The sequence below is a fragment of the Longimicrobium sp. genome, assembly GCF_036399255.1.
In the GTDB taxonomy this organism is placed as follows: domain Bacteria; phylum Gemmatimonadota; class Gemmatimonadetes; order Longimicrobiales; family Longimicrobiaceae; genus Longimicrobium.
This window is the reverse complement of the sequence record NZ_DASWNM010000105.1, coordinates 70,807-96,876: the sequence shown is the minus strand read 5'-3', so window position 1 is coordinate 96,876 and position 26,070 is coordinate 70,807. Positions and strand designations below refer to the sequence as shown.

Genomic DNA, 26,070 nt, shown 5'->3' with positions numbered 1-26,070 from the left:
CGACACGGGCGGACAGGGCCAGTGCCGGAGCGGTGCGGCGGGGCACCAGCAGCAGACAGTAGATTTCTCAGTCGGCGCGCAGGATTTCGTGCGAGCCGATGGTGCGGTGTGGCGCCTCCTTCGAAATGACAGACCGGCGCGACCACAGCGATTCTTGAACACACCCTCAGGAAGTCATCGCTTCTTTGTGAGTTTGAGGGTTTAGCAACACCCTCTCAGGAAATCAAAGGTCAGGCTGATTCTTAAGCGCACTCTGAGGTAGTTCCATGCCAGTCCAGGTCGCGACGATGGATTTCGATGATGTGCCCGGCGCGCCCGCGGAGCGGATGCCGCGGGCGGCGCACGGGTGGGGCGCCGTGTTCGCCCTCACGCTGTGCGTGGCGACGCTGATCGCGTCCGAGTTCATGCCCGTAAGCCTGCTGACGCCGATCGCCGGCGACCTGCGCATGACGGAGGGCCGCGTGGGCCAGGCGATCGCCGTCTCGGGGATCTTCGCCGTCCTGACCAGCCTGGGCATCTCGCAGGCGACGCGCGGGATCGACCGCCGCCGCGTGCTGCTGTGGCTGGCGGTGCTGATGCTGGTGTCGGGCGCGATGGTGGCGCTCGCGCCCAACGCCTCCGTCTTCATGGCCGGGCGCGCGCTCATCGGCGTCGTCATCGGCGGCTTCTGGTCGATGTCGGCGGCCACCGTCATGCGCCTGGTGCCGGAGGCGGACGTCCCGCGCGCGCTGGGGATGCTGAACGGCGGCAACGCGCTGGCGACGACCATCGCCGCGCCGCTGGGCAGCTTCCTGGGGCAGTACGTCGGGTGGCGCGGCGCCTTCTTCGCCGTGGTTCCGCTGGCGGCGATCACCCTTGGCTGGCTGTGGACGAGCCTGCCCCCGATGCCTTCCGCGCGCGGTGCGGGCGGCGGCACGGTCTTCCGCGTCCTGCGCCGTCCGCAGGTGCCGCTGGGGATGGCGGCGATCACGCTCTTCTTCCTGGGCCAGTTCGCCCTGTACACCTACCTGCGCCCGTTCCTGGAGACGGTCACGCGGGTGGACGTATCCACGCTCTCGCTGCTGCTGCTGGTCACCGGCGTCGCGGGGCTGCTCGGCACCTGGCTGATCGGGCGGATGCTGCGGACGCGGCTCTACAGCCTGTTGATCGCGATGCCGCTCGCGATGGCCGCCATCGCCGTCGCGCTCACGACCCTCGGCGTGTCTCCCCTCGCGGTGGGCGTCCTGCTGGCGGGATGGGGGTTGATCGGCACGGCCGCGCCGGTCGCGTGGTGGACGTGGCTGAGCAGGGTGCTCCCCGACGATGCGGAAGCCGGCGGCGGGCTGATGGTCGCCGTCGTCCAGCTGGCCATCGCCCTCGGCGCGACGGCGGGCGGCTTCATCTACGACCGCAGCGGATACGAGAGCACCTTCGCGGTCAGCGCGGCCGCGCTCTGTGCCTCGGCCCTGCTCGCGGCGATGGGCTGGCGCGCGGCGCGACGGAACTGAATCGGCACGATTTCCGGAATCCACTTCTTTGCTGCAATAGGAGAGTCAAGAATGAACGCAATACTGCATGCCGCTGTTCGGGCGGTTACGGATGGATCCACGGGCCGGGGTGCCGGCCGGCGCCTGCTTCTCCGGCTCGCGGCGACCGGGGCCATGGTGATCGGCATGCTGCCGGTCGTCGAGGTCCCCCTCCTGAAGGCGCAGGACATGTCCAGCGGCGCGAACAACTTTTACACCAGCGACAAGGTGACCGTGCAGAAGGTCGCCTTCAGGAACCAGTACCAGATGATGGTCACGGGGAACCTGTTCATTCCCGGGAACCTGGACCGGAGCATGAGGAACGCGGCGATCGTCGTGGGCCACCCCATGGGCGCGGTGAAGGAGCAGAGCGCCAACCTGTACGCCACCCGGCTGGCGGAACGGGGCTTCGTGACCCTGTCCCTGGACCTCTCCTTCTGGGGCGAGAGCGAGGGCCAGCCGCGCAACGTCGTCTCCCCGGACATCTACGCGGAGGACTTCAGCGCGGCGGTCGATTTCCTGGGCACGCAGCCGTTCGTGGACCGTGGCCGGATCGGTGTCCTGGGGATCTGCGGCAGCGCCAGCTTCGTCATCAGCGCGGCCAAGATCGACCCGCGCATGAAGGCCGTCGCCACGGTCAGCATGTACGACATGGGATCCGCCGCCCGCAACGCCCTGCGGGGATCGCAAACCGTCGAGCAGCGCAGGCAGATCATCGCCGAGGCCGCGGAACAGCGCTACGTGGAGTTTGCCGGGGGCGAGACCCGGTACACCAGCGGAACCGTGCACGCGCTGACCGCGGACACGCACCCCATCCAGCGCGAATTCTACGACTTCTACCGCACGCCCCGGGGCGAATACACCCCTGCGGGCCAGTCACCGCTGCTGACGACGCACCCCACGCTGACCAGCAACGTAAAGTTCATGAACTTCTACCCGTTCAACGACATCGAGACGATCTCCCCTCGTCCCATGCTGTTCATCACGGGTGACGATGCGCACTCGCGCGAGTTCAGCGAGGACGCGTACCGGCGAGCGGCCGAGCCGAGGGAGCTGTTCATCGTCCCCGGCGCCGGCCACGTGGACCTGTACGACCGCGTGGACCTGATCCCGTGGGACACGCTCACGTCGTTCTTCACCCGGCACCTTCGCTGAACGGGAGAGGGCACTCGCCGCAGCCGGTGCGTGCCCTCTCGGCCGGTCTGATTCGGCAAGGAGTTGCTGATACCCATTTCGTAGCAGTTCCGCGGCGGGCGTGGCCTCGCTATGATAGTGTGAACCTCTCGCGCGTCTGCCGCAGTGCATCGGCTGCGACGCCATGGATCTATGCGGGACGCGTTCCTCCCATTCATCAACAAGGAGCCTTCATGTCCGACACCAGCACATCCCCCTCCGCCGCCGCGCCCGCGGCCGAGGGCCTCTTCTCCGTGAGCAAGGGCGTGGACTTCTACACCTTTGCCTCGGGGCCGGCGTTCGGGGTCCAGGTGACGGCGCCCGCGATCACGCGCGACTCCGGGCCGGCGCAGAACTTCACCCACCAGAACCTTCAGATCGATTCGGCCAACATCCCCGGGTGGTTCAACTACACGGGCACGCTGTCGTGGAGCGCCATCCGCAACGGCGCGACCGCCGGCACGGGGTTCGAGCAGATCAACTCGTTCACCGGGCAGACGGAGGGCGGCACGATGTCGGTGATGCTGAACACCCCGTCCAGCACGGGGCCGGGCTTCGCGCTCTCGTACGGCTTCTACGACGCGGGCTCGGGGATCGGCACCCCGCTCACCAACCAGGACCAGCTCTACGTCTACGTCTCCGACAACTACGCGACGTGGATGGGCGACCTGGTGAACGCATATCCGCAGGCGGGGGACTGCCCGTTCCATCAGTTTGCGCTTCCCGGCGCGCACGACGCGGGGATGTGCACCATGAGCACGGTGCAGGCGATCCTGAACAGCCCGTTTTCCCAGGCGCTGCTCGACGCGCTCAAGGTGCTCAGCCCCGTGCTGGGGGAGCTGGTGATCTCGCTGGCGCCGCGCGCGATCACCAACCTGGCCATCACGCAGAAGGACACGGTGACCACCATGCTGAGCCTGGGCACCCGCTACTTCGACTTTCGCCCCGGCACGCTGGCGTCGCAGATCGCCGCCTTCAGCCCGGGGGTGCGCTACCACCAGCACGCGGTGATCCCCGGGTACCCGTACGTCTCGTTCCTGCAGGACGTGCTGGTGTGGCTGCACGCCCACCCCAGCGAGATCGTGGTGGTGAGCGCGAACACCCAGGGCTTCGCCGAAGCGTCGATGTATCCCACGCCACAGCAGCTCGACACCGACCTGGCGGCCGCGTTCACCAACACCGGGCTGACCGGCGCCATCGGTATCGGCGACAAGACCAGCCTGGCCAAAACCGTGAACGAGCTGCTGCAGAGCAACACGCGGCTGATCTTTCTGAACCAGATCAGCTCGCCGCCCGAAACCACCAAGTACGACTCGTACTCCGATTCGCTGTACGCCACGGTCACGCCCGGTCCCATCCTGCAGGCGCTGGGGCAGATGAACGCGGCCGACCAGGCGAAGTACGACTACACCGTGCTCCAGATGCAGGGCACCGCGACGAACCTGGGTGCGCCGGTGATCGTTCCCTCCATCGCCACGGAGAGCAACGCGTCGTCGCCGCTGCTGTCCACCAAGGCGAGCTTCGACATCGCCACGAATCCGTGGCTGCAGCAGAACGTGTCGAAGAACCTGTCGAACTCGGGGCTGGTGGTGTTCCTCAACGACTTCGTCGACAACTGCATGGTGAGCACGGCCATCACCGTCACCAAGCAGAGGATGGGGCTGCAGTAAGCCGCGCCTCGTACAGGCGCCGAACGGCCCCCGGGCCGCGAGCGGCTCCCCTCCGTGCACGGAGGGGAGCCGCTTCCGTCGCGTGACATCGGCCATTGTCAACCTGCAGGCACCGGGGTGTGAATCTCTGCCCCGTTTGTCTGCCCCAGTCTCTCCGCTACCTTGGTTGCCGGAAGGGACGCTTCGGAGAACGACCGAAAGCCGGCTCCGGCCCCATTCACCTGATCGGCGCAGGGCGGCAAGGCGGCCGGCGGGATGGAGCACGTGCGCGGCGAGCAGTACACGGCCGGCGCGAACCCGCGCTGCCCCTCACACGACGAGCGAAAACTGGAGCGGATCAGGATGAAGGGAGCAGTTCTCTACGGACCGGGCGACGTGCGCTTCGAGGAGCGCGGGGACCCCAGGATCATCGAGCCCACGGACGCGATCATCCGCCTTTCGGCCAGCTGCGTCTGCGGCTCCGACCTGTGGCCCTACCGCGGCATCCAGCCGATCGAGGGCCCCACGCCGATGGGCCACGAGTACGTCGGCATCGTCGAGGAGGTGGGCAGCGCGGTCCGCACCGTGAAGAAGGGGCAGTTCGTGGTGGGGTCGTTCTTCGCCTCCGACAACACCTGCCCCATCTGCCACGCGGGATACCAGAGCCGGTGCGTGGACGCCCGGCCCATGGGCGCGGAGGGCGCGCAGGCGCCGTACCTGCGCGTCCCGCTGGCGGACGGCACCCTGGTCGGCACGCCGGAGCTGCCGGACGCGGAGATGATCCCCAGCCTGCTCGCGGCCTCCGACGTCCTGGGCACCGGCTGGTTCGCGGCCCACGCGGCCGACGTGGCGCCCGGCAAGACGGTCGCGGTGGTGGGGGACGGCGCCGTGGGGCTGCTCGGCGTGCTTTCCGCGAAGCAGATGGGGGCGGAGCGCATCATCCTGATGAGCCGCCACGAGGACCGGCAGAAGCTCGGCCTGGAGTTCGGCGCCACCGACGTCGTGACGGAGCGCGGCGACGAGGGGGTGGCCCGCATCAAGGACATGACCGATGGGCTGGGCGCCCACTCGGTGATCGAGGCGGTGGGCACGCAGGAGTCGATGATGCAGGCGATCCGCTCCACGCGCCCCGGCGGGCACGTGGGCTTCGTGGGCGTGACCCACGACGTGGCGATCCCGGGGCTGGAGTACTTCTTTTCCGCGGTGCACCTGCACGGCGGCCCCGCCCCGGTCCGGCGCTTTCTCCCCGACCTCATCGACCGGATCTGGAAGGGGACGATCAACCCCGGCAAGGTCTTCGACCAGACGCTCCCGCTGGAGCAGGTGGCCGACGGCTACCGCGCCATGGACGAGCGCCGCGCCATCAAGACCCTGCTGGTGCCGTAGGCCGCGGGACGACGCGTTGGTGAACGAACCACAGGACGGGCGCTGCCGGCGGTGAGCCGGAGAACGAGATCCAGAGGCCACTGGCGGTCGTGGTACTGGGTGGCCTAACGGCCATCGTGCTCAACATGCTGGTGGCCCGCGCTGTTCCTGCGCTACGGCGTGGAGCGGCAGGGCACCGCCGGGTGCGTGACGCCGCGCCGGGAATCGAAGTCCGTGCCGGAAGGCGTGGGGTGAAGGGGAGCCGGCGGACTGACGCTATGGAATGCGAGAAAGGGCGCGGAGGGGATGTCTCCCTCCGCGCCCTTTCTCGGTCGCGATTCATTGTTCTTGAATTTGTCCAGTAAGCGTCTTAGAATGCACCTGCTGTTCCCACCAACCCTCCCATATCAACTCCACGATGCCACCCCCCTCTCACTGCTTGGAACTGATTCGCCGCGACCTGCAGTACAGTGTGCGTTGGTTTGAGTACCACCGGCGAGTTTACAGCGTCTGTTGTTTTGGTGTACTTGTCTTTGCCGTAATGTTGGTCGCGTATGTTGGTCTTAAAGTGCCAAGTGCTATTACTTCTCAGGTAAAGGTTGGTCTTGATTTATTGGCGGGGCTGGTCGTATTTCTTGGGCTCTACGCTGCTATCAGAGCCATCCTAACCGCAAAGAATGCTGCAATGCTAAATCGTTGCCTTTTGGTTTTGCACTCTTTCGAAGGTGCCGCCCCCCCGGCAGAGAGGATTCAGCTTGTGGTTTATCGGGCGAAGCCACGGTTAATCCGAGTAACTAGTGAGCACTGCTATGCTGAATCTGAACAAATCCGTTGAAGTCCCAATGTCGGATGAATTCGCTCTGGATCATCAGTTCCGACTGGTGCGTCGACGTGCCTTTCTACTGCTGTCCATGGTCAGCCTCGCTTCTCTGGCGGTCTTCGGCTGGATATACCAAAGAACAGAGACCTTGACGTTCCAACACCAACTCTCCGAACATCGCCTGATAATCTCGGAACTTGAACGTGAAGGTGAAGCACTAGAGCGACACAGTTCTCAGTTGGCCCTTGAAATCCAAAGACTTGCGTATATGCGATCTGCTCTTGATAGCGTCAACCAAGGTCAGCGCGTAGAACTTAGTGCAGTTCGTGACTCCGCCTTGGCGATCACTGCCGCATTACAAGGTCGTAATGAGCGAATCCAAATTCTACTCGCTCGCATTCGTGAGGACTCTGTTTCTATATTCGGACTTCAGAGTGATACGGTACAGCTACATAGCACGGTTCGACAACTCGGTACTACATTGCAAGATCTTGAGATTGCGCAAAGTGCCTTGACTTCGGAAAGGAATGGGCTGCAGCAGCAGGTCGAAGGGCTTCGAGCCAGAGCGGAAGGTGCAGAGGCCCGAGCAACACAGTTGGAACAGGACACCGCGACCTTTCGAGGCAGAGTAGGGGAGTTAGAAGACTCGCTACGCACGCGCAACGCGGAACTGACGGGTACACGAGCACGACTCTCGACCCTTGAGAGAGACACCGCTCGCTTAGGAGAATTGTTGAGGCAAAGACCTACTGTAGAAGCAAGTGGCTCCGGCCCTACTGAACGTGACACTACCCCCATAGATCGCCAAAGAAGGAGGCGATAGTGAACGATGCCATCGCTAGCACCGCAACGATTCTCGGCCTCATCATATTAGTTGGCCTGTTTTTCGTTGCGCTTTCGTCACGGAAGCTTTGGGACAGGCTTTCATATTTGGAGCTTCCCGATTTCAGCGCTGAGGCACTGAGTGGACCGGCCTTAATTCAGAATGGAAATGGCGGCGACGATAGGGTGCGCTTGGAGGAAATGCGTGTAAGTGCGGAAAATCAGCAGATTAGTCAGGTATTCCAGTATTACAAGCACATCCTGAGACAAGCACAGGTGTCATTTCTGTTTAGCATCGCAGCTGCCACTTTAGGTTTTGGAATTATTGTGGTGGTCGGAATCATCATCCCGCTGATGGATCCAGCACAAGGAGATTTTCGGTATTCAGGTATAATTTCTGGTCTGATTATCGATGCGGTTGCTTTGCTCTTCTTTTCAAGACTAAACCAAGCTCAGAAGGCTATGACCGAGTTTTTCGAGAAACTGCGGCTAGACCGACGTGTATCCGATGCGCTCAGGTTATGTGATCTGGTCGCCAATCCCGATGTTCGCTCCCAACTCCAGTACGATCTCTGTTTGCACTTCGCGGGCATTAGGGGACGCAACGCCGGAGGCAATCCTTCACTCAATGGTGCAACTCCGAAAGCAAAGCGAGCGTCTAAAGGACGTGAGCCTGCAGAGGTTGACCTCGCCGAGAAAGGGATGTAAATGCTCGCGATTTTCGGCATCGTCAAGTCCGAGTTCCCGTCTTGCTGCTGAAATGTACCAAAGACGCGGGACAAGCGTTCGAGCATTGGCAATGTCACTCCTGACGCTGTCTGTTTCCGGCTTTGCGCATTTGATGACGATCCGCTTGCCGCTCAGCATACACTCATTGGATGTGTGGATGAGTGGGGTGGCCCCAAGCTGTTCCGCGACCTTCTGGCCAGTTGCTAGATCCCACTCGGCAGCAGCGGCTCCACTTTGTTGATCCTGTGGCATACTCGACCTTCCCTCAGTTTTCCCTCAGTTAGCTGATAGGTTAGCCAATCGTCAATGATCATGAAAGCTCCTTCAGCTCACGGCTAAGGTCCAGTAACTGCCTGCCTCGCCTCTCGGCGACTGTTGCGACAGCAGCCTCCCAAGCGGCCGGCGGTGGCCGGTATCCGCGGGTAGCTGGATCAAGCCGTGCCCGGGCGATAGCATTCTGGGACAGACCGAGTTCTGCTGCCAGATCCTCAGCGGTTATTCGTTCGAATAGCCTGTCAGTGGCTTCTTTGTAGTTCACGCGTCTGTATTGGTTAAATTTTATATTGACAATGGCCCTGTGGTTAATTATGTTATTAACCGCAGGGCTAAAGGACAAGGCTGGCCGATCTCTCCGTGAAAGAAGCTCGACCAGCCCGGGATACGCGAACCGACCCGAAGGCTGCCCGCTCGCCAAAGTTGCCCTGCTGGACGGCCGGGGTCAAGAGGATGAGAGGTCACGATGGCCAGGAAGCAGCAGGACGACGCGCCCGCACCCGCCGCGCAGCCCGCCTACAAGGTCGTCAAGCGCGAGAAGGACCGTTGGTGGGAGGTGCGTGATCCGCAGGACGAGTTGGTGTGCGTGGCCGTGTACAAGCGCGGAGCGGTGGAGGTGGTACGACGGCTCGCGGCGTGAGACAGGGCAGAGTGCAGCAGCCGCGGTGAAGGACGCCGCGGCTGCTGTAATTGTGCGGGTGCAACCGCATGGCTGGCAACACTTGCCATCGAAACGTTGGAAAGCGAACTCATTAGCTTCCAGTTCTGCTCCTAATGTTGGTACTGGGAGCGTGCCGTGGTCGAGCCGATCGTATCAAGACGCTTGCGGATCCCGGGATTTCAGCCTACTTAGACACACACGAAGGACAGACCAGTGAGCCGAATGCATTTTCCTACGAATTATCATGCAGACCGACAACCTCGTAACTTCGCTACAAGATGTCCTAGCTATTTCCTCATTTGTATTATCCGCCGGGGGGGCATTACTCGCGTTTGTGCTTGGGTACTTCTTTAGTGAAAGACGTTCAGTTACCGATGTTGCTACTGATACGGTTCCCAATGCAGACCCTGTCGTGCAGGCGCGCATCCCTGATGCGCAACGCGCTTTGCGCCGGCAAGAGTCTGCAGCTACATGGTACCGCAGAATGAGTGGAGCGCTTACCGCGAGCCACTACTTGGTTGGGGCCGCCCTTGCATCCGCCTTCCTCCAAGCCTCGCTTTCGGACTATTGGACTGGCAGCCTCGGCTTGGTTGTTCTCCTATCCCAAGTAGTGCAGCAGCGATACCGACCCGACCTCAGGTCACTTGGAGCTACTGAGCGTGCAACGTACCTGCGGCGCCTAATTCGGGAGGCGGAGGATGAGCTTTTCGCCCGTGAATCTGGCGGAGTCGGTGCGAAATCGATACTGGATATTCGGCGGATGGTAAGCGCTGTACTGAGCGAGATTGACACATCCGAAGCTAGTGAATGGAATGAGATTGTCCAAGCACAGGTGATAACGGCACCGGACCACCAAGCCCGGATCTAATGGAATGACTCAGCTCCGCGAGTGCTGTTGTGGCCTCTCGAGACTGGCGCTCAATTAGCTGGTCGACGATGGTCAGGAAGCAGCACGACAACGCGCCCGCACCCGCCGCGCAACTCGCGTACAAGGTCGTGAAGAGCGAGAAGGACCGCTGGTGGGAGGTGCGTGATCCACAGGACGAGCTGGTGTGCGTGACGGTCTACAAGCTTGGCGCAGTGGAGGTGGTGCGGCGGCTCGCGACGTAACGCTCGGCGTAGCGGAAGGCTTCGGTCCCGGCGAGAAGGACTCGCTGGGACCGCCTTGTATCGACGCTGCTTGCCGTTGCGTGTACCATCAGGCCCCACCACGCTCACCGCGCCTGCCGCATCTGGAGCAGGTAGTCGATGAGGGCGCGGAGGGCGGGGGAGGCCTGTCGACGGGCGGGGTAGTAGAGGTAGAAGCCGGGGAATGGGGTGGAGAACTCCTTGAGCACCGAGACGAGCCCGCCGCGTTCGATGTGGGGCCGCACGACGTCCTCGCGCGCCAGGGCCAGGCCCACGCAGGCGAGCGCGAGGCGCAGGTTGAGGGCCGGGTCGTTGGTGAGGACGCACGCTTCGAAGGCCACGGCGAAGTCGTGCCCGTCTTCAGTACCGGGGTACTTCCTCCGTCCCGCTAAGGCAGCGTCTGGTCGATCACCTGCACCTCGAAGGTGGGCTTGCCGCGCAGCGACGGCGTACCGGCGGCATCCGCGGCGGCCGCTGGCAGCAGCGTGAAGGGCTCGGTCCAGATGAGCTGGCCGTCCTGGTACGTCCGGATCTCCCACGCGCCGGCCTCGGTGAGCGCGCCACTCACCGGGACGTGCAGCAGCAGGTAGCGCATGCTGAACGCAGCGCTTACCTGCAGCGTTCCTGCGTCCCTGAGCGCACCTCCCGGGGCACGCAGCTCGAACCGGATGGTGGCCGCCGGCTGGTTCGCGACCTGGAGCCAGAACCGGAAGCCGGCGGCATTCAACGGGAATGCGCTGAGCGTGGGCGGCCGTTCCAGCAGCACGTCCCGGGTAGTCGGCTGGTCCGTCAGGCCGGCATCCGTAACCTTGAACGCGTCCTGATAGGCGAGCTGGTCCGCCCAGAGGCTTTTCGTCGACGAGCACTCGCCGGCGAAGGGATCGAGCGAGATTCCGCCCCTGCGAACTTCGAAGTGCAGGTGCGGCCAGTTGGACCTGCCCGAGCTGCCCACCAGCCCCAGGAGCGCACCACGTTCCACTCGCTCACCCTGTTTGACCGCGACTGAGCCGCGGCGGAGGTGGCCATAGAACGTGCTCGACCCGCCGGGGTGGGAGATCTCGACGTAGTTCCCGAGGCCTTCGGTGTCCCACGTGGTGCTGCGATCGGCAAGTCCGTCGGCTACCCGTGCCACGGTCCCCTCCGCCGCCGCGATCACCGATACGCCGCTGTCCTGCACCCTGAAGTTGCGCAGCAGGATGTCGACGCCCCCGTGACCGTCGTACGCCTTGATGCCGCATGCGTAGTCCCGGGCACCGCTGCCGGGGGCGTGGTCCATGTACGCCCCGTAGAATACGTCCGTCATCGGCGCGCCCTGGATCGGCGCGGTGAACGCGGCATCCTCCGGCGCCGGCCCGGTGGAGTCTCCGCAACCGGCCAGCACTGCGAGCGCGAGGAGTGCGCAGAAACGCGCGGGCGACATGGCTTCTCTTTAGGTCGTGTGGAAGCGCGGGAGGATTCATGAGTATCGTGCCGAGCCACGCACCACAACAACGCGGCAGCGTAGCAGGACCGGACGGCGATCGTCCCGAAGCCCGCGCTGTCATCCTTCCTGGCGCTGGCCTTCTCTCCCGCGGAGCAGGTAGCCGATGGGCGCGCGGAGGGGCGGGGGAGGCCTGGCGGCGCGCGGGGGAGTAGAGGTAGAAGCGGGGAACGGGCGGAGAACTCCTCGAGCACGGCGACGAACTCGTCCCGCTCGATATAGGGCCGCACGATTGTCCTCGCGCGCCAGGGCCAGGCCCACGCTGGCGAGCGCGAGGCGCAGGTTGAGGCCTGGGTCGTTGGTCAGGACGTGCGCCTCGAAGGCCACCCCGAAGTCGTGGCCGTTCTCGGCGAACCCCCGGCGCAGGGCGCCTGACCCTTGGTGGGCGCCCCGCCTGCACGCCCGAAACCGCCCCTCCGCGGCGCGCCCCGCCGTCTCGTGCCCGGACCCGCGGCGCACCTGCTCAGCGGCCGCGGCGGTGCGCGGAGGCAACCGCGCCGGTCGTCTCCGCCATCCGGCAAGGTCAGGGGAAGGTCGCCGTCGCGCCGAGCTGGACCGTGCGCCGCGCGGCCGGAAAGTAGAAGGCGGTGTCGCTCCCCGACGGGTCCATATACCCGGTGGTCGCGTAGCTCCGGTCCAGCAGGTTGAACGCGTCCACCGTGAGGCTCACCCGCCCCACGGGGTACGACAGCCGCGCGTCGACGCGGGCAAAGGCGGGGAGGCGGCGCGTGTTCGCGTCGTCGAGCCAGATCCCCCACGCCCACGAGGCGAAGAGCGAGGCCGAGGGCCCGCCGGCGCGGCCCGCCTCCACGCCGGCGCTCGCGAAGTTGCGGGGGATCGCCTTCAGCGCCTTTCCCATCGTCTCGCCCGTGCGCGACGTTACGTCCTGCAGCGTCCAGGTGGCGAACACCGCGCCGGCCGCGTGGCCCACCCGCGCCGAGGCCTCCACCCCGCGGTGGCGGCTGCGGCCCAGGTTCACGTAGCGGAACTGCTGAAGGTCGAAGTCGAGCTCGTCGCGCATCTCCATCCGGTACGCCGCCACCGACACCTCGCTCTTTGCGCCCGCGCCCAGCGCGGCGCGGTGGTACAGCCCGGCCTCGGTGCTGGTGCCGTGCTGGGGGCGCAGCAGCGGATTCGAGGTGGTGACGCCGTACGGCGGAAAGGGAACCGGGATCGTGCGCTGGTCGTAGAGCTGGTCGGGGGTGGCGGCCTTGAACGAGCGCCCGGCGGCCAGGTACACGTGCCCCTCCTGCCCGCGGGACGACAGCACCCGCACGTTCACCCCGGCGCGCGGGCTGAACGCCGTGTGCTCCGCGCTCAGCGCGGGCGCGGTGTCGGGCACCGACGGGCGGAACGCGTCCCGCAGCCAATCCACGCGCGCGCCCAGCGAGAGCCGCACCGCCGGGAGCGGGGCGGCCTCGTAGCGCGCGAACGCCCCCGCGGCGGTGCGCTCGCCCACGCCGCGCGCCGCCACGCCGCCACGCGCCCCCGAGGCCGCCCGGAACGCATCCTCCCCACCCGACGCCACGGGGCGGTACTCGCTGCGCACGCGCCCGGCGGAGAGGTCGGTCCCCGCCAGCAGCCGCCCCGCGCCCCCCGGCAGCGCCACGTCGGCCTGCGCCGAGCCCAGGAGCCGCCGCCCATCGGCCACGCGCGCCTGCCCGTCGGCGAAGCCGGGCGCCAGCAGGGCGGTGCGCACGCCGTCGGTGTGGCGGTACTCGCCGGCCAGGTACCCGGTCAGCCACCAGGCGCCGAGCGGCGCCGCGACGTCGGCGGCCAGGCGGTGCAGCCGGTCGTCCGTCCGGTCGAAGCGGAAGAAGGGGCTGGACTGCACGCGCGAGGCCGCCATCTGGGCCGCCGTCAGCGCGCCCGGCTCGCGGTAGTCGCGCCAGCTGTTCAGCGCGCTGAGCGTGACCGAGCCGCGCCCCACGGCCAGGGGCAGCGCACCCCCCGCCACCGCCGCCGTGCGCGCCGCGTGGTCGCGAAAGCCGCCGGTGCGCTGCACGTCGGCAAAGGCGCTGCCGGCGGGAGAGGCCGCGCTCGCCGCGCCGCGCCACCACCCCGCGCCGCCGCCGGCCACGCTCCACCGCGAGCCGCGGAAGCCCTCGCCGCGCGTGACCACGTTCACCACCCCGCCCAGCACCCCGTCGCCGTACAGCGACGAGGCGCCGCCGCGCACCACCTCCACGCGCTCGACGGCCGACACGGGGACCAGCTCCCACGGCGCCACGCCCGTCTGCTGCGCGCCCACCGGCCGGCCGTCCACCAGCAGCACCACGTACTCGGCCTCGCCGCCGCCGTAGAACCCGCGCACGGTGGGGAGCGGGTTCAGCCCCAGCCCGTCCATGTCGACGAACGCCAGGCCGGGGACGCGCTGCAGGGCGTCGGCCAGCGTGCGCACGGGCGCGCGCCGCAGCTCGTCGCCCGTGATCACCGACACGGCGGCGGTGCTGGCGGCCAGCGGGGTGCGGCTCCGCTCGGCGGTTACGATCACCGGCGCCAGCCCGTGCGCCCGCGCGGAGTCGGCGGACGGGTCCGCCTGCGCGCCGGCGCGCGTGGTGGGCAGGCAAAGGAGAGGAAGGAGAACGGCGGCGGCGAATCGGGGGACGGCGCTCGGGGGCATCCAGGCGCTCCTGCGGCTCGGGAGGGAGGGTCGGGAAGAATCGAAGACGGGTCGCGCCGGGGCCGGCTCAGCGGCGCGCCGGACCGGCGGGATCGGGACGGCCGACCGGCGGCGGCGCGGGCTCCAGCCCGGCGGAGCGGCGCCGGCCGGCCCACCAGAAGCCGGCGCCCAGCAGCACCACGCCGGCAAAGACCAGCGTGCCCGCCCGGAGCGACGCGGCGGCCGACCCGGCCACGGCGTACGCCAGCGCGGGCGGCAGCGTGCCGGCGAACGCGGCCAGCATGGCGGTGCTCCAGCGCAGCCGCGACGCGCCCGCCATGATCGCCACCGTCTCGGCCAGCACGGGCACGGGCCGCGTGGCGACGATCGCCAGCGCGCCCCAGCGTTCCAGCAGGCGCGCCGCGTGGTCGTGCTGCGCGGGCGTCACCAGCCGCCGCACCCACGGGCTCCCCGCGCGCCCCATCCAGAACGACACCGCGGCGCACCCCATCGACCCGGCCACCGAGAGCCCCGCGCCCACCCACACGCCGAACAGCACCCCGTTCAGCAGCATCACCCCGCTGGACGGAACGGGAAGCACCACGTCGGCGGTGAGCAGCGCCACGCCCGCCAGCGCCGCGGCCGCCCCCCCGTCCCCCATCCACGGGCGGGCGTCGTCCACCGGCACCCCCAGGAGCACGGCCACCCCGAACACGGCCAGGAACACGGCGGCAACGCCGGCGCAGAACAGCCAGTATCGCTTCATCGGTCAAAAAAGATGCGGGGCGGGGGGCGACGCCGGTCGAGAGAAACGGAAGCGCGGGTCCGGCGGGAGGCAAACGTTTCCTTGCCTGGCGCCGGGTGCGACGCTACACATAGCGACGCAAAAAAGACGAGACCCGTCTCTTTCCAGGATGCGTCCGGCGCTCGTTCCGCGCAACCGTGGCCGGCCCGGAGAAGGATCCACGACGGGGCACCGCCGGCCGCGGGCGGTCGCGGTCGCGGTGGCGCGAACATGTTGACACGGATGAGGACCGCCGCGCAACCTGTCGGCGGAATCGTCGGATAACGAACGCGTTCTTTCGCGGCCCGCATCCCCCCGGAGGGGAGCGCGGGCCCACACGTCCCCTCCCCGGAACCCCCATGAGCTACCTCAACCCGCTGCGGCTGCACTTCAGTGGCCGGTTCCTCACGGCGCCGTCCACCGTCAACAACGATCCCACGCACTACAACAACAGCACCTTCAAGCCCGAGTACCAGGAGCGCGGGGCCGGCGCCACCCGGGGGTGGTGGAACCCCGGGGGCGACGCGTACTGGCGCTTCATCGGGTGCCGGGTGACCGGCGCGTTCGGCGCCGACGGCGGGCCCGCGGGGGCCGGCGACCCGGTGCGTCAGTGCCTGGTGGCCGACTCGGACCGGAAGACCGCCGCCAAGCTGGCCGACCTGGACCCCGAGCAGCAGCTGGTGTCGGAGATCTGGGGGCTGGAGGTGCGCCTGACCACGCCCGGCGGCGACACGCTGATGCGCGGGCGCTACGACGTGGCCGCGTTCATGGACATCTGGGACCGCTGGCCCGGCACGGGGGGCGACGGGCTGGCGGGTGCCATGTACCAGTCCGTGATCACCGACCTGGAGTGGGGCCCGGTGGACGAGTCGCCCTTTCTCTCGGCCCTGCGCGACGCGTCGGCGGAGAGCGGGATGCTGTCCATCAAGTTCAACGTCGACATGTACGACATGAACTACAAGTCGCCCACCTTTACCCAGGGGCGCATCGCGGGAACCATCGGCCCGGCGGCGGCCGGCGAGCCGCACCACCTGGTGCTGGGCCGGCAGTTCATGCCCTACGCCGCGCCGGGCGGAAACTTCTTTGCCCCCGCCGGCGCCATCAACGCCTGCGTGGGCGTGGTGGACGAGGCCCGCGGCAAGGTGCTGCTGGACCTGGGGAACGCGCTTCCCCTGGTTTCTCCCGACGCGCAGCCGCCGTCGCCGCCGGGAACCTTCCAGGACCTGGGCGCCCTGTCGCTGGCCTGCCTGCGCCCCACGGACGACGGGGTGGAGAGCATTCCGCTGGGCGACATCGACTACCTGTGGGCCGGGTGGTACGAAGAAACGGCCGGCGTGGTGGAGGTGCCGGCGAAGGGGGCGCTCACGGCGGAGCAGCTGGAGGCGGTCGCCGGGAACCCGCTGGCGCTGCTGGTGCCCGGCGCGTTCGGCCAGCCCTCCGTGGCCGTCTCGGAGCCGCGGACGGGGCTGTTCGCGCGCGCCGACCGCTACGTCTACCGCCTGGAGGCGGGGGAAGAGGGGCAGGCGGCCACCGTGTTCGCCACCCGCTTCGGAACGCCGCTGGCCAAGGCGGAGATCGTCGCCGTGGCGGACCCCAGCCAGCTGCAGCCCACCCCCGGCGCCCCGCCGGTCGCCACCCCCGCGGACGGGGTGTCGTTCCCCCCCTCGGTCACGACCGGGGCCGACGGCGCGGCGCGGCTGCCGCTCACGGCGGGCGACCCGCGCAACGCGCGCGGCTACATCGACGGGCAGGTGTACGGGGTGCGGCCGATCCCGCGGGCGGTGCTGGGCGACCCCACCTATCCGTTCAGCCCCTGGCACTTCATCAGCGTGCTGGTGTGGGACCGCTTCGCGCACGACGATCCGCCCACCTGGCACGGCGCCCTGCAGCCCGTCTTTCAGCAGTACGCCAACCTGTACCCCGTGATGGGGCGGTTCCTGGACCTGTCGAGCTACGAGAGCGTCTGCGCCAACCGCAACCTGCTCCTGCTGGCCTTTGGCCTGGACCCGCACGACCCCAACTACATGCCCGCCGTGCGCGACCTTTCGGGGAACAAGCGCAGCGTGATCCTGCGCTGGCTCGCCGACGTGGGCGACGACGGCCGGCCGCTGCTGGGCGCGCCCGCCACCGCGGCGGCGAAAGCGTCCGCGGCCGGGACCGCGGACGCGGATGAGGCAGGCGCCGCGCTGGAGGGAATTCCCGTCACCAGCGCCGTGGACACCCGGCGCGACGTGGACCCGGCGCTCCCCGCCCCCGGCAAGGCCACCGCCGCCGCGCGGCGGCTGGTGCTGCAGCGTTGACCCTTTCGCCCGCGAGCCAACCACCATGATCAAGCTCAAACCGCAGCTGCTCGCCCGCGTGCACCAGGGCGGTGTGCAAGGGCTGCGCGATTCGCTGCAGAACGCCGTGATGCTGGAGCACGCCACCATCCCCGTGTACCTGTACGCGCTGTACTCCATTCGCCCCGAGTCGCTGCAGCCGGGGCAGAACCTGGACGTCTACACCCTCCTGCGCAGCGTGGTGGTGGAGGAGATGACGCACATGTCGCTGGCCTGCAACATCCTCAACGCGGTGGGCGGCACGCCGGTAATCGACCGGCCCGGGTTCATCCCCACCTACCCCGGGCCGCTGCCGGGCGCGGTGGAAAGCGACCTCACCGTGGGACTGCACCCGTTCTCGAAGCAGCTGGTGCACGACGAGTTCATGGTGATCGAGGAGCCCGAGGACCCGCACCAGTACCCGCTCCGCACCGCCGCGCTGGCCGCGGCGCCGGCCGAACCCACCACCATCGGCCAGTTCTACGACGCCATCCGCAAGCGCATCGTCGAGCTCGGAGACGACATCTTTACCGGAAACCCGGAGCACCAGGTTTCCGGCGCGCCCTACCTCCCCGAGATCACCCCGGTGACCGACGTGGAAACGGCGGTGGCGGCGATCGACCTGATCGTGGAGCAGGGCGAGGGCACGGCCACGTCTCCGCTGGACGGGGAGGGCGAGCTGGCGCACTACTACAAGTTCGCGGAGATCTGGTACGGACGCCGGCTGATCGCCGTGCCGGAGGACCCGGGCTACGCATACGCGGGCGACCGCATTCCGTTCGACCCCGCGGGCGTGTGGCCCGTGGTCTCCAACCCGCACGCGGACCTGTACCCGCCGGGGTCGGCGCTCAAGCAGCAGGCCATCTCGCTGATGTCCGTCGACCTGGAGAACGGGCAGAAGGCGGGTCCGACCTTCGAGTACCAGCCCGTGAACCCCTGACCGTTCCGCTCCCCGGCGGACGGCACGGCCCCGCGTCGGGAAACCGGCGCGGGGCCGTTCGCGTGGAGCCTCGTCGATGATGCAGGCCATCCGCTCCACGCGCCCCGGCGGGCACGTCGGCTTCGTGGGCGTAACCCACGACGTGGCGATCCCGGGGCTGGAGTACTTCGTTTCCGCGGTGCACCTGCACGGGGGCCCTGCCCCGGTTCGGCGCTTTCTCCCCGACCTCATCGACCGGACCCGGAGGGGGACGATCAACCCCCGGCAAGGTCTTTGACCAGACGCTCCCCCTGGAGCAGGTGGCCGGCGGCTACCGCGCCATGGACGAGCGCCACGCGATCAAGACGTTGCTGGTTCCGTAGACCGGGTGAAGGACGTGCGCCGATGACAGCAACAGAACGACCGCAGCCATGAAGCCATGGCTGCGGTCGTTCTGGTTATAGGCCGAAGTTCGATATCCGCACAAGCTTGTAGACGCACCCTGGTTGCTCCAGCGGATTCTCAGGCGAAGCGACTGTCGGCAACCTCACCGCGCCTGCCACATCTCGAGCAGGTAGTCGATCAGGGCGCGGAGGGCGGGGGAGGCTTGGCGGCGGGCGGGGTAGTAGAGGTAGAAGCCGGGGAAGGGGGTGGAGAACTCCTCGAGCACCGGGACGAGCCCGCCGCGCTCGATGTAGGGCCGCACGACGTCCTCGCGCGCCAGGGCCAGGCCCACGCAGGCGAGCGCGAGGCGCAGGTTGAGGGCCGGGTCGTTGGTGAGGACGCGCGCTTCGAAGGCCACGGCGAAGTCGTGGCCGTTCTCCGTGAACTCCCAGGCGTAGGGTGCCTGGTCCGAGGCCGGCCGCCAGTTGAGACACTCGTGCGCGGGAAGGTCGCGCGGGCCGCGTAGCGGTACGCGTCGTACGCCTGCACGGAGATGGTGCTGGTGGAGGTGATCCCCTGTCGGCGCCGGATCTGGATGAGCGCGCGGATCTTGTCGCGCAGCGCCGTCCCCCAGTCGAAGTAGTGGGGCCAGTAGACCGTGGGCGTGCCCGGATGGGTGAGGATGTACGCATAGCCCTGCTCCACCTTTGCCCCCGGGAAGGGCCAGTGGTTCTGCCCGCCGTCGAGCGAGGGGCCGGTGTCGTGGTTGTCGACGAACGTCACGCTCATCGCCGGCCACCCGCCAATGGCGCCGGGGATGCACGCCATGACCATGCAGCGCGCCGGGGGTGCCGCGCGTCGAAGCCCCCGGCCGCCCACGCTCAGTCCTGCTGAGGCTCCGGCACGCGCACCGTCGGGTACGAGATGCCGAGCTGCTCCAGATACGTCCGGTACCGCCTGGGATCATAGTAGTACCTCCGCATCTCCGCCCGGTAGCGCTGCATGACCTGCGCGTTCATCTCTATGGGAGGCTGGTCGCCGGGGCGGATCAGCGGCTCGTACTTCACGTCCCGGGTCTGCACGTCGCGGAAGTAGCTCCACGCGCTGTCCACCAGCTCGGGCCGCGTGAACAGGTCCAGCAGCGTCATCGCGGTGGCCTTGGCCCCCGCCGTGGAGCCCTTGTGGGCGATGGGCGTGGCCATGGCCACCGCGCTGGACCAGTGGTGGCCCGGCAGGCCCGGGATGTTGGCCGGATAGCGCAGGGTGATGGTGGGCACCACCCAGGAGATGTCGCCGATGTCGTCCGAGCCGCCGCCGCGGTTCTGCGCGGGCGGCACCCCGCTGTCGATCTTCGCGAGGGCGGTATCCAGCCCCGGCGTGCTGTCGTTTCCCAGCTCCCGCTGCAGGGCCCGGGCGAGCGTCTGGTCCGCCTCGTCCCATTGGGGGAGGCCCACCCGGCGGATGTTGTCGTACATGGCCAGCGCGACCGGGCGGTTGAAGTGTCTGGGCCACGCGGCGCCCAGCACCTGCACCGTGTCCAGCGTGGTCCCCGTCATCAGCGTGGCCCCCTGGGCGATCTGGTTGCCGATCTCCCACAGCTCCCGGATGCGCGGATACTCGACCTCGCGGAAGTAGTACCAGACCGCGGCCGTGCGCGGCACCACGTTGGGCTGGTCGCCGCCCTCCGTGATCACGTAGTGCGAGCGGTGCGGGAGCCGCAGGTGCTCGCGGCGGTAGTTCCACCCCGCGTTCATCAGCTCTACCGCGTCCAGCGCGCTGCGCCCGCGCCACGGCGCGCCCGCGGAGTGCGCCGTCTCCCCCTGAAAGCGGTACAGCACGCTCACCAGCCCGGTGCCGTCCGAGGGGCCGTACGAGACGCCGAGATTGCTGCCGACGTGGGTGAAGATGGTCACGTCCACGTCGCGAAAGAACCCGTCACGGACGAACCATGCCTTGGCCGCGACCAGTTCCTCGGCCACCCCGGGCCAGATGCGGATGGTTCCCCCGATCCTTTCGCGCTCCATCACCTTCCTGGTCGCGATCGCGGCGGTGATGACCACGGGGAGCCCCGAGTTATGCCCCTCCCCGTGCCCCGGCGCGCCCTCCACCAGGGGGGCATGGTACGCAACCCCCGGCTTCTGTGAGGCCTGGGGGATCCCGTCCAGGTCTGACCCCAGCGCGATCACCGGCTTGCCGGAGCCCCAGGTTGCCATCCACGCGGTCGGGATCCCCGCGATCCCCTCCTGCACCGTGAAGCCATTGCGCCGGAGTATGCCCACCAGGTAGCGGGAGCTCTCGCTCTCCTGGAACCCGAGCTCCCCGTACGAGAAGATCTGGTCGACCATCTGCTGCGTGAACTCGTGCATCCCGTCGATCTCGCGGGCGATCTCGTCCTTGAGCGCGGCGAGCCGCGCGGAATCCATCGGAGCGCGCTGCGGCTGCGCAGCCACGCCGGTGGAGGACAGCGCAAGGCCCAGGAGGACCGAGCCGATCAGGAGGAGCAGGCGCATGATGTGCCCAGGGCGGGGGGTGAAAGGGACGATGCGTCGACGGCGAAGCTCGTCGCGATCCAGGTCCAGGGGCATCGGGTCGTTTCCAGGGATGCGGGATGGATTGAGCGGCCGTCGCTGCTCGCGCGGCCCGCAATCTGTGCGCCGCTCCGTCCGACAGGGCGAGGCGGCTTCGGCGCAGTTCCGTGCGTGGGCAGGCACCGCGTTTGGCCTCACACGGAGTCAACGGAGTCAACGGAGTTTTCTCGTGCCGTTTCCTCTGCGCTTGACGGGTTCACAAAGGAATGGCCTCACACAGAGTTACCAGAGTCAACAGAGTTTGCTCGTGCCGTTTCCTCTGCTTTCCCGGTCGACAGCCTGTGCGGACGATCGGTGCCATTCTGAGTTATTCGCGGCTGCGCCGACCCTCGTGGCCGAAAGCCACCGCGCACCACGCTCTGTCATTTCGAAGGAGGCGCCGCGTGGAGTCGTCCTCCGCTTCGTACCTTGGCGCCGACTGAGAAATCTACTTTCGGGCCGCTCGTGACCAGTCGTCGAGCCGTTGACTTGCGGGAACTCAACGTGGCCGACAGGACCCTGCGCCGATCCGGCAGATTCTTCGGTCGGCGCACCGGGCACTGTGCATCCGGAAAAGGATCGAGGGTGCGCCTCCCTCAGAGTGACAGTTTTGCTGGGATCAGGGATAACGCGAGCCGCACTCGTGCCTTGCGCTGCGTGGCGCGCGCTGCCCCGAGAACCGGCGCCACCGGCCCTCCCTCGATCCGCCGCGAAACAAAAGCCTTGGATGGGGGCGGGGTGCCAGCTATCGTATGCCGCGACACGGCCGTGGAGCAGCTCCTGGCCGGCTCCTCGCCCGCTTCGCTCTCTCGCATCCTCCCTTCCGCCTCCGGTCCCTCCCTTCATGCGTCCTTTCTTTCGCGCCTTTGGCGGCCTGCTGATCGCGGCCGGCGGGGTGGGCCTGGCCTCCGCGCCCGCGTCGGCGCAGGTCCAGGTGTCGATCCGCCGCCTTGCCATCGTGGAGGCCATCTACCTGGCCGACCTGCTCCCGGGAAGCGCCGGTGCGCGCCCGGACCTGCTGGGATTTACCCTGGTAAGCCAGGGGGCCGGGTCCGTGGTGCTGGAGATCGCCGTCGCGCGGGAGAATCCGTCACCCGTGCAGATCTTTCGCGGGACGACGGATCCGATCACCCTGCAGAGCGGCGTGCGGCACCTTACCGCCCACGACCTGGCCACGGACGGCGGAGACTTCGCCATCACCGACTACACGGTGAACGACGACGTGCTGACCGAGCCCGGCCTGCAGAGCGGCCGGCTGCCCTCGGGTACGTACGTGTTCACCGTCACGGCGCGCTCGCCGCAGGGCGGGGAGCTGGATTCCGACGCGCTGCGGATCACGCTGGGGTCCGCCGCGCGCGTGGACCTGCTGGCGCCGGGTGCGCCGGCGGACGCGGGGGCGCCTCCGCGTGTGCCCGGCCCCACGCCCCGCTTTCTGTGGAGCGCGGACGGTGAATCGTCCGCGGCGCGCTACCGGCTGCGGGTGGTGCGGGTGGACGGCGAGGGCTCGGCGGTGGAGGCGGTGCAGGCCGGCTTTCCCGTATGGGAGACGGTCACGCCGGCGACGTCGGCGTTCTATCCCGCCTCGGCGCAGGCCATCCCGCTGGAGCCCGGCGGCACCTACGCCTGGCAGGTGACGCGGGAGGTGGGGACCTCCGGCGGCGACGAAGTCATCGAGAGCCCCATCTACTGGTTCCGGATCGACGGGGCGGGCGCCGGGACCGACGCGGCCGACCCGCGGTTCGACATCCTGCTGCGCGCGCTGGGCCTTTCTCCGGAGCTGGACGGGTTCACGCCGGTGAGTGCGCGGCTGGAGGACGGCCGCGTAATCCCCCTGCCGGAGCTGGAAGCGCTGCTCGCCGCCATCGCCGCCGGGGAGATCCCGGTCCTTTCCGTCCGCGTCCAGTGAGGCCCCCCATGCGTAGAACGATGCTGGCCACCGCCGCGGTGGTGGGGCTGCTGGGGCTGCTCCCCGGCCGGGCCGAGGGACAGCAGCCGGACGTGGCGCTCGTCTACCGGCTGCTGCAGGAGGGGCGGATGATGGTCTTCCCCGCCACCGGTCCGCGGCGCCCCGCCCAGTTGGGTGAGCGCCTCAAGCACCAGGACACGGTGGCGACCTCGGAGAACACGCGCGCGGCGCTGCGCTTCGTGGACGACGGCTCCATCCTCCGCATCAATCCCCGCTCCCGGGTGCTGCTGACGACGGGGGGCCAAGGCGGCGCGCTGGTGCGAACGCTGGAGCTGGAGTTCGGCGAGGTGTGGGCGCGCGTGAACCGCCGCGGCGGTGCCCAGTTCCGCATCCAGACGCCAGCGGGCGTGGCGGCGGTCAAGGGGACGGAGTTCGTGGTGCGCGTGGACTCGGCCGGCGTGACGGTGATCACGCTGGAAGGGGTGGTGGAGTTCTTCAACGACGCGGGCCGCACGGACGTCTCGGCGGGGCGGCGGACCTCGGTGACGTCCGCGTCGGATGCGCCGGAGGCCGCGGACGCCTCGCCCGAGGAGCTGCGTGCGGCGGACCAGGTGGGCGGCGGCGACGACGGCGCCTCGACGGCGGGGACGTGGATCGAGGTGCAGCTGCAGGACCCGGAAGGCCGCATCCGCACGCTGATGCTGCAGGTTCCCGCCGACGCCCTGCGCGGCCGCATCCAGGGGGCGCCGTGAGGATGCGTCCCCTTTACGCGGCGATCGTCCTGGCGCTCGCGGCGGCTCCCGGCCCGCTCGGGGCGCAGGCGCAGCCCGGCGCGGTGATCCTTTCCCCCGATCCGGGCGAGCGCATTTCCGCGGACCAGGTGCTGGTGGCGGTCACCCTGCCGGGTGGGGCGGACTCGGCCGTGTCCGTGCGCGTGGGCTCGCGCGACGTGACCGCGGAGGCGGAGCGCTCCGGCGGTGTGGTGACCTGGCGCCCGCGGCAGCCGCTGCCGGCGGGGCCGCACCGCGTGGTCGTCAGGGCGCGCGGGGCGGACGGCGCGGCGTTGCCGCCGGTGGAGTGGACCTTTACCGTCTCGCCCGCGCCGCGCCTTGCCGCGGGACCCACTCCCGTGCCGCGCCCGCGCTCTCCGCTGCTGCCGCACGGCACCGTGGTGATGGAGGGCGGCGGCAACTCCGCCAGCGGCCCCGGCGCCGAGTTCCGGCGGGAGGAGGAATTCACGCCGCGGATGTGGGTGACGGCGGGAGGGCAGGTGCGGCCCGGATGGCGGTACTCGGTGCGCGGCCACCTGAGCGGCTACGAGAGCCCGGACCGCCAGCCCGTGAACCGCCTGCGCGCGGAGCTGCGCGCGCCCGGCGCCACGCTTGCCCTGGGCGACGTGAATCCCATGCTGCACGACGTGATCCTGGCCGGCCGCCGGGTGCGCGGCGGGCAGCTGGACCTGCGCGCCGGACCGGCCGGGCTGAGCATCGTCGCGGGGCAGAGCATGCGGCCGGTCGCGCCTGCGCTGCACCCGCTGGACCGCACGGACGTCCTGCGCAGCGGCACCTATGGACAGCAGCTGCTGGCGGTGCGGCCGTCGCTGGGCGCGGGCGGGTTTCGCCTGGGCCTTACGGTGATGCGCGTGCGCGACGACGCGGGCTCCATCCCCGCGCTGCGGACGGACGCCGCGACGGCGGATTCCGGCACTTTCTCCGCCAACCGTGCGCCGCGCGACAACCTGGTGGCGGGGCTGGATGCATCGCTGCGGCTGGCGCGCGGGCGCATCGTCCTGCAGTACGAGAACGCGGCCTCGCTGCTGGCCCGCGACATCACCACCCGGCCGCAAACGCGGGAAGAGCTGGATTCCATCTTCATCGCTGCCGGGGCGGATCCGCCGGGGATCGACCCGGGGGAGTTCGACGACTTCTTCATCCTCAACACCTCGCTGCTGCCGCTGGACCCGCGCGAGCTCACCAGCACGGCGCACCAGGCGCGGGCCAGCGTGCGCGCCGGCGGGCACCAGCTCTCGGCCGAGTGGCGCCAGGTGGGGATGGACTACTACACGCTGGGCCATCCCGGCCTGCAGCGCGACTGGCGGGGCCTGCGGGTGCGCGACTCCTTTTCGCTGCTGGGCGACGCGCTCTTCTTTACCCTGGGATACGAGCAGGACCGCGACAACCTGGACGGCTCCGCGGCGACCACGACGCAGGGCCGGGGCGGATTCGCGACAGTGACCCTGCAGGCGCCGCGCGACGTGCTGGTGACGGGCTCGCTGCGCCTGCACGCGCGCACCAACGACCTGGGGCAGGGCACCCCCGGCGCGCTGGACCAGTTCACCGTGGCGGCATCCGGCGGGGTGACGGTGCCCGTGGGCGTGCTGGCGGCGTTCCGGACGCGCGTGAGCGTGAACGGGAGCTGGATCGAACGCAGCGATCCGACCAACCCGTTCGCGGACACGCGAGACCTGTACCTTCTGGCGGGGGTGCAGGGCGAGACGGAGTCGCGCCGGACCAGCTTTTCCCTGATGGGCGGACAGAACCGCGCCGAGTTCCCCGGCATCGCCGAGGGGAGCACCACGTTCGACCGGCTGAGCGCAGCGGGGCGCCGCCAGCTGACGGAACGCTGGGCCGCGCGCTTCGACGGCGGGATGACCGCGGCGCGCAGCCCGGAGTCCGCGACGGCGCCCGGCCCGCGCTACACCCGCGTGGAGGCGCTGGGCGGGGGCGAGTTCGCGTGGCGCCCGGACGCGCTGATCTCCCTCACCGCCGGCGTGGTGGACTACACCGACGACCGCGTGCCGGGGCTGGATACGCGCGAGCTCGTGCTGCGCCTGCGCCTGAGCCGCGCGTTCTGACGGGGGGCGAATCCTCGGGTCTGCGGGATGACAATCCACGTGCATTCACGCGTCCGCCTCCAGGAGCGAATGAATTCGCCGCTGGAAAGTCGCGAAGTCCGCCTTCGCGGACTGTACGGCCGCGCTCTCGT

At 68.6% G+C, this 26,070-nt stretch carries 19 protein-coding genes and 1 pseudogene; 14 read left to right on the top strand and 6 right to left on the bottom strand.

Annotated features, from left to right (window positions below):
- Positions 1-287: 287 nt before the first annotated feature.
- From VGC13_RS19765 to VGC13_RS19730, 8 genes are all read left to right on the top strand, one after another.
- Positions 288-1,487, top strand: coding sequence for an MFS transporter (locus VGC13_RS19765; protein ID WP_331127011.1), 1,200 nt, complete (start codon positions 288-290; stop codon positions 1,485-1,487).
- A 165-nt stretch (positions 1,488-1,652) separates the two neighbouring features.
- Positions 1,653-2,660: an alpha/beta hydrolase gene (locus VGC13_RS19760; protein ID WP_349264248.1), complete on the top strand. Its 1,008-nt coding sequence runs from the start codon at positions 1,653-1,655 to the stop codon at positions 2,658-2,660.
- A 212-nt stretch (positions 2,661-2,872) separates the two neighbouring features.
- A complete protein-coding gene (locus VGC13_RS19755) occupies positions 2,873-4,348 on the top strand; it encodes a hypothetical protein (RefSeq protein ID WP_331127009.1) in 1,476 nt (491 codons plus the stop codon).
- A gap of 342 nt (positions 4,349-4,690) precedes the next feature.
- Positions 4,691-5,713, top strand: coding sequence for a zinc-dependent alcohol dehydrogenase family protein (locus VGC13_RS19750; protein ID WP_331127008.1), 1,023 nt, complete (start codon positions 4,691-4,693; stop codon positions 5,711-5,713).
- Between the two features lie 788 nt (positions 5,714-6,501).
- Entirely contained in the window at positions 6,502-7,335 is an 834-nt protein-coding gene (locus VGC13_RS19745) for a hypothetical protein (protein ID WP_331127007.1), read from the top strand.
- Complete coding sequence (locus VGC13_RS19740; protein WP_331127006.1) at positions 7,335-8,042, top strand: TRADD-N-associated membrane domain-containing protein; 708 nt, start codon at positions 7,335-7,337, stop codon at positions 8,040-8,042. Before VGC13_RS19745 ends, VGC13_RS19740 begins: the two co-directional genes overlap by 1 nt.
- Positions 8,043-8,802: 760 nt before the next feature.
- On the top strand, positions 8,803-8,976 hold the full coding sequence (locus VGC13_RS19735; protein ID WP_331127005.1) for a hypothetical protein: 174 nt from the start codon (positions 8,803-8,805) through the stop codon (positions 8,974-8,976).
- Positions 8,977-9,933: 957 nt separating this feature from the next.
- Positions 9,934-10,107: a hypothetical protein gene (locus VGC13_RS19730; protein WP_331127004.1), complete on the top strand. Its 174-nt coding sequence runs from the start codon at positions 9,934-9,936 to the stop codon at positions 10,105-10,107.
- A 104-nt stretch (positions 10,108-10,211) separates the two neighbouring features.
- Here the strand turns inward: VGC13_RS19730 and VGC13_RS19725 are convergent, their stop codons facing one another.
- From VGC13_RS19725 to VGC13_RS19710, 4 genes are all read right to left on the bottom strand, one after another.
- A complete protein-coding gene (locus VGC13_RS19725) occupies positions 10,212-10,466 on the bottom strand; it encodes a LysR substrate-binding domain-containing protein (RefSeq protein ID WP_331127003.1) in 255 nt (84 codons plus the stop codon).
- 47 nt (positions 10,467-10,513) lie between these two features.
- Complete coding sequence (locus tag VGC13_RS19720) at positions 10,514-11,545, bottom strand: M23 family metallopeptidase (RefSeq protein ID WP_331127002.1); 1,032 nt, start codon at positions 11,543-11,545, stop codon at positions 10,514-10,516.
- 583 nt (positions 11,546-12,128) lie between these two features.
- On the bottom strand, positions 12,129-14,228 hold the full coding sequence (locus VGC13_RS19715) for a TonB-dependent receptor (RefSeq protein WP_331127001.1): 2,100 nt from the start codon (positions 14,226-14,228) through the stop codon (positions 12,129-12,131).
- Between the two features lie 67 nt (positions 14,229-14,295).
- On the bottom strand, positions 14,296-14,973 hold the full coding sequence (locus tag VGC13_RS19710) for a VTT domain-containing protein (protein WP_331127000.1): 678 nt from the start codon (positions 14,971-14,973) through the stop codon (positions 14,296-14,298).
- 377 nt (positions 14,974-15,350) lie between these two features.
- Here VGC13_RS19710 and VGC13_RS19705 point away from each other — a divergent pair, with 377 nt between their 5' ends.
- From VGC13_RS19705 to VGC13_RS19695, 3 genes and pseudogenes are all read left to right on the top strand, one after another.
- Entirely contained in the window at positions 15,351-17,291 is a 1,941-nt protein-coding gene (locus VGC13_RS19705) for a hypothetical protein (RefSeq protein ID WP_331126999.1), read from the top strand.
- Positions 17,292-17,316: 25 nt separating this feature from the next.
- Complete coding sequence (locus VGC13_RS19700) at positions 17,317-18,249, top strand: ferritin-like protein (RefSeq protein WP_331126998.1); 933 nt, start codon at positions 17,317-17,319, stop codon at positions 18,247-18,249.
- Positions 18,250-18,322: 73 nt separating this feature from the next.
- Positions 18,323-18,611: pseudogene (locus VGC13_RS19695) on the top strand (IMP dehydrogenase); the annotation flags it as partial.
- A gap of 164 nt (positions 18,612-18,775) precedes the next feature.
- Here the strand turns inward: VGC13_RS19695 and VGC13_RS33700 are convergent.
- Both VGC13_RS33700 and VGC13_RS19685 read right to left on the bottom strand, forming a co-directional pair.
- The gene (locus VGC13_RS33700; protein WP_331126996.1) at positions 18,776-19,579 is read right to left on the bottom strand and encodes a LysR substrate-binding domain-containing protein; all 804 of its coding nucleotides are present in this window, start codon (positions 19,577-19,579) and stop codon (positions 18,776-18,778) included.
- Positions 19,494-21,122 (bottom strand): peptidase dimerization domain-containing protein, encoded by a 1,629-nt coding sequence (locus VGC13_RS19685; RefSeq protein ID WP_331126995.1) that lies wholly within the window; start codon positions 21,120-21,122, stop codon positions 19,494-19,496. Before VGC13_RS19685 ends, VGC13_RS33700 begins: the two co-directional genes overlap by 86 nt.
- Positions 21,123-22,023: 901 nt before the next feature.
- Between VGC13_RS19685 and VGC13_RS19680 the strand changes: the two genes are divergently transcribed.
- Genes VGC13_RS19680 through VGC13_RS19670 form a run of 3 tightly spaced genes read left to right on the top strand, consistent with a single transcriptional unit; the run spans position 22,024 to position 25,939 of the window.
- Complete coding sequence (locus tag VGC13_RS19680) at positions 22,024-23,085, top strand: hypothetical protein (RefSeq protein WP_331126994.1); 1,062 nt, start codon at positions 22,024-22,026, stop codon at positions 23,083-23,085.
- Between the two features lie 8 nt (positions 23,086-23,093).
- Positions 23,094-23,837 (top strand): FecR family protein, encoded by a 744-nt coding sequence (locus VGC13_RS19675; protein ID WP_331126993.1) that lies wholly within the window; start codon positions 23,094-23,096, stop codon positions 23,835-23,837.
- Positions 23,838-23,839: 2 nt separating this feature from the next.
- Positions 23,840-25,939 (top strand): hypothetical protein, encoded by a 2,100-nt coding sequence (locus VGC13_RS19670; protein ID WP_331126992.1) that lies wholly within the window; start codon positions 23,840-23,842, stop codon positions 25,937-25,939.
- Positions 25,940-26,070 lie beyond the last annotated feature (131 nt).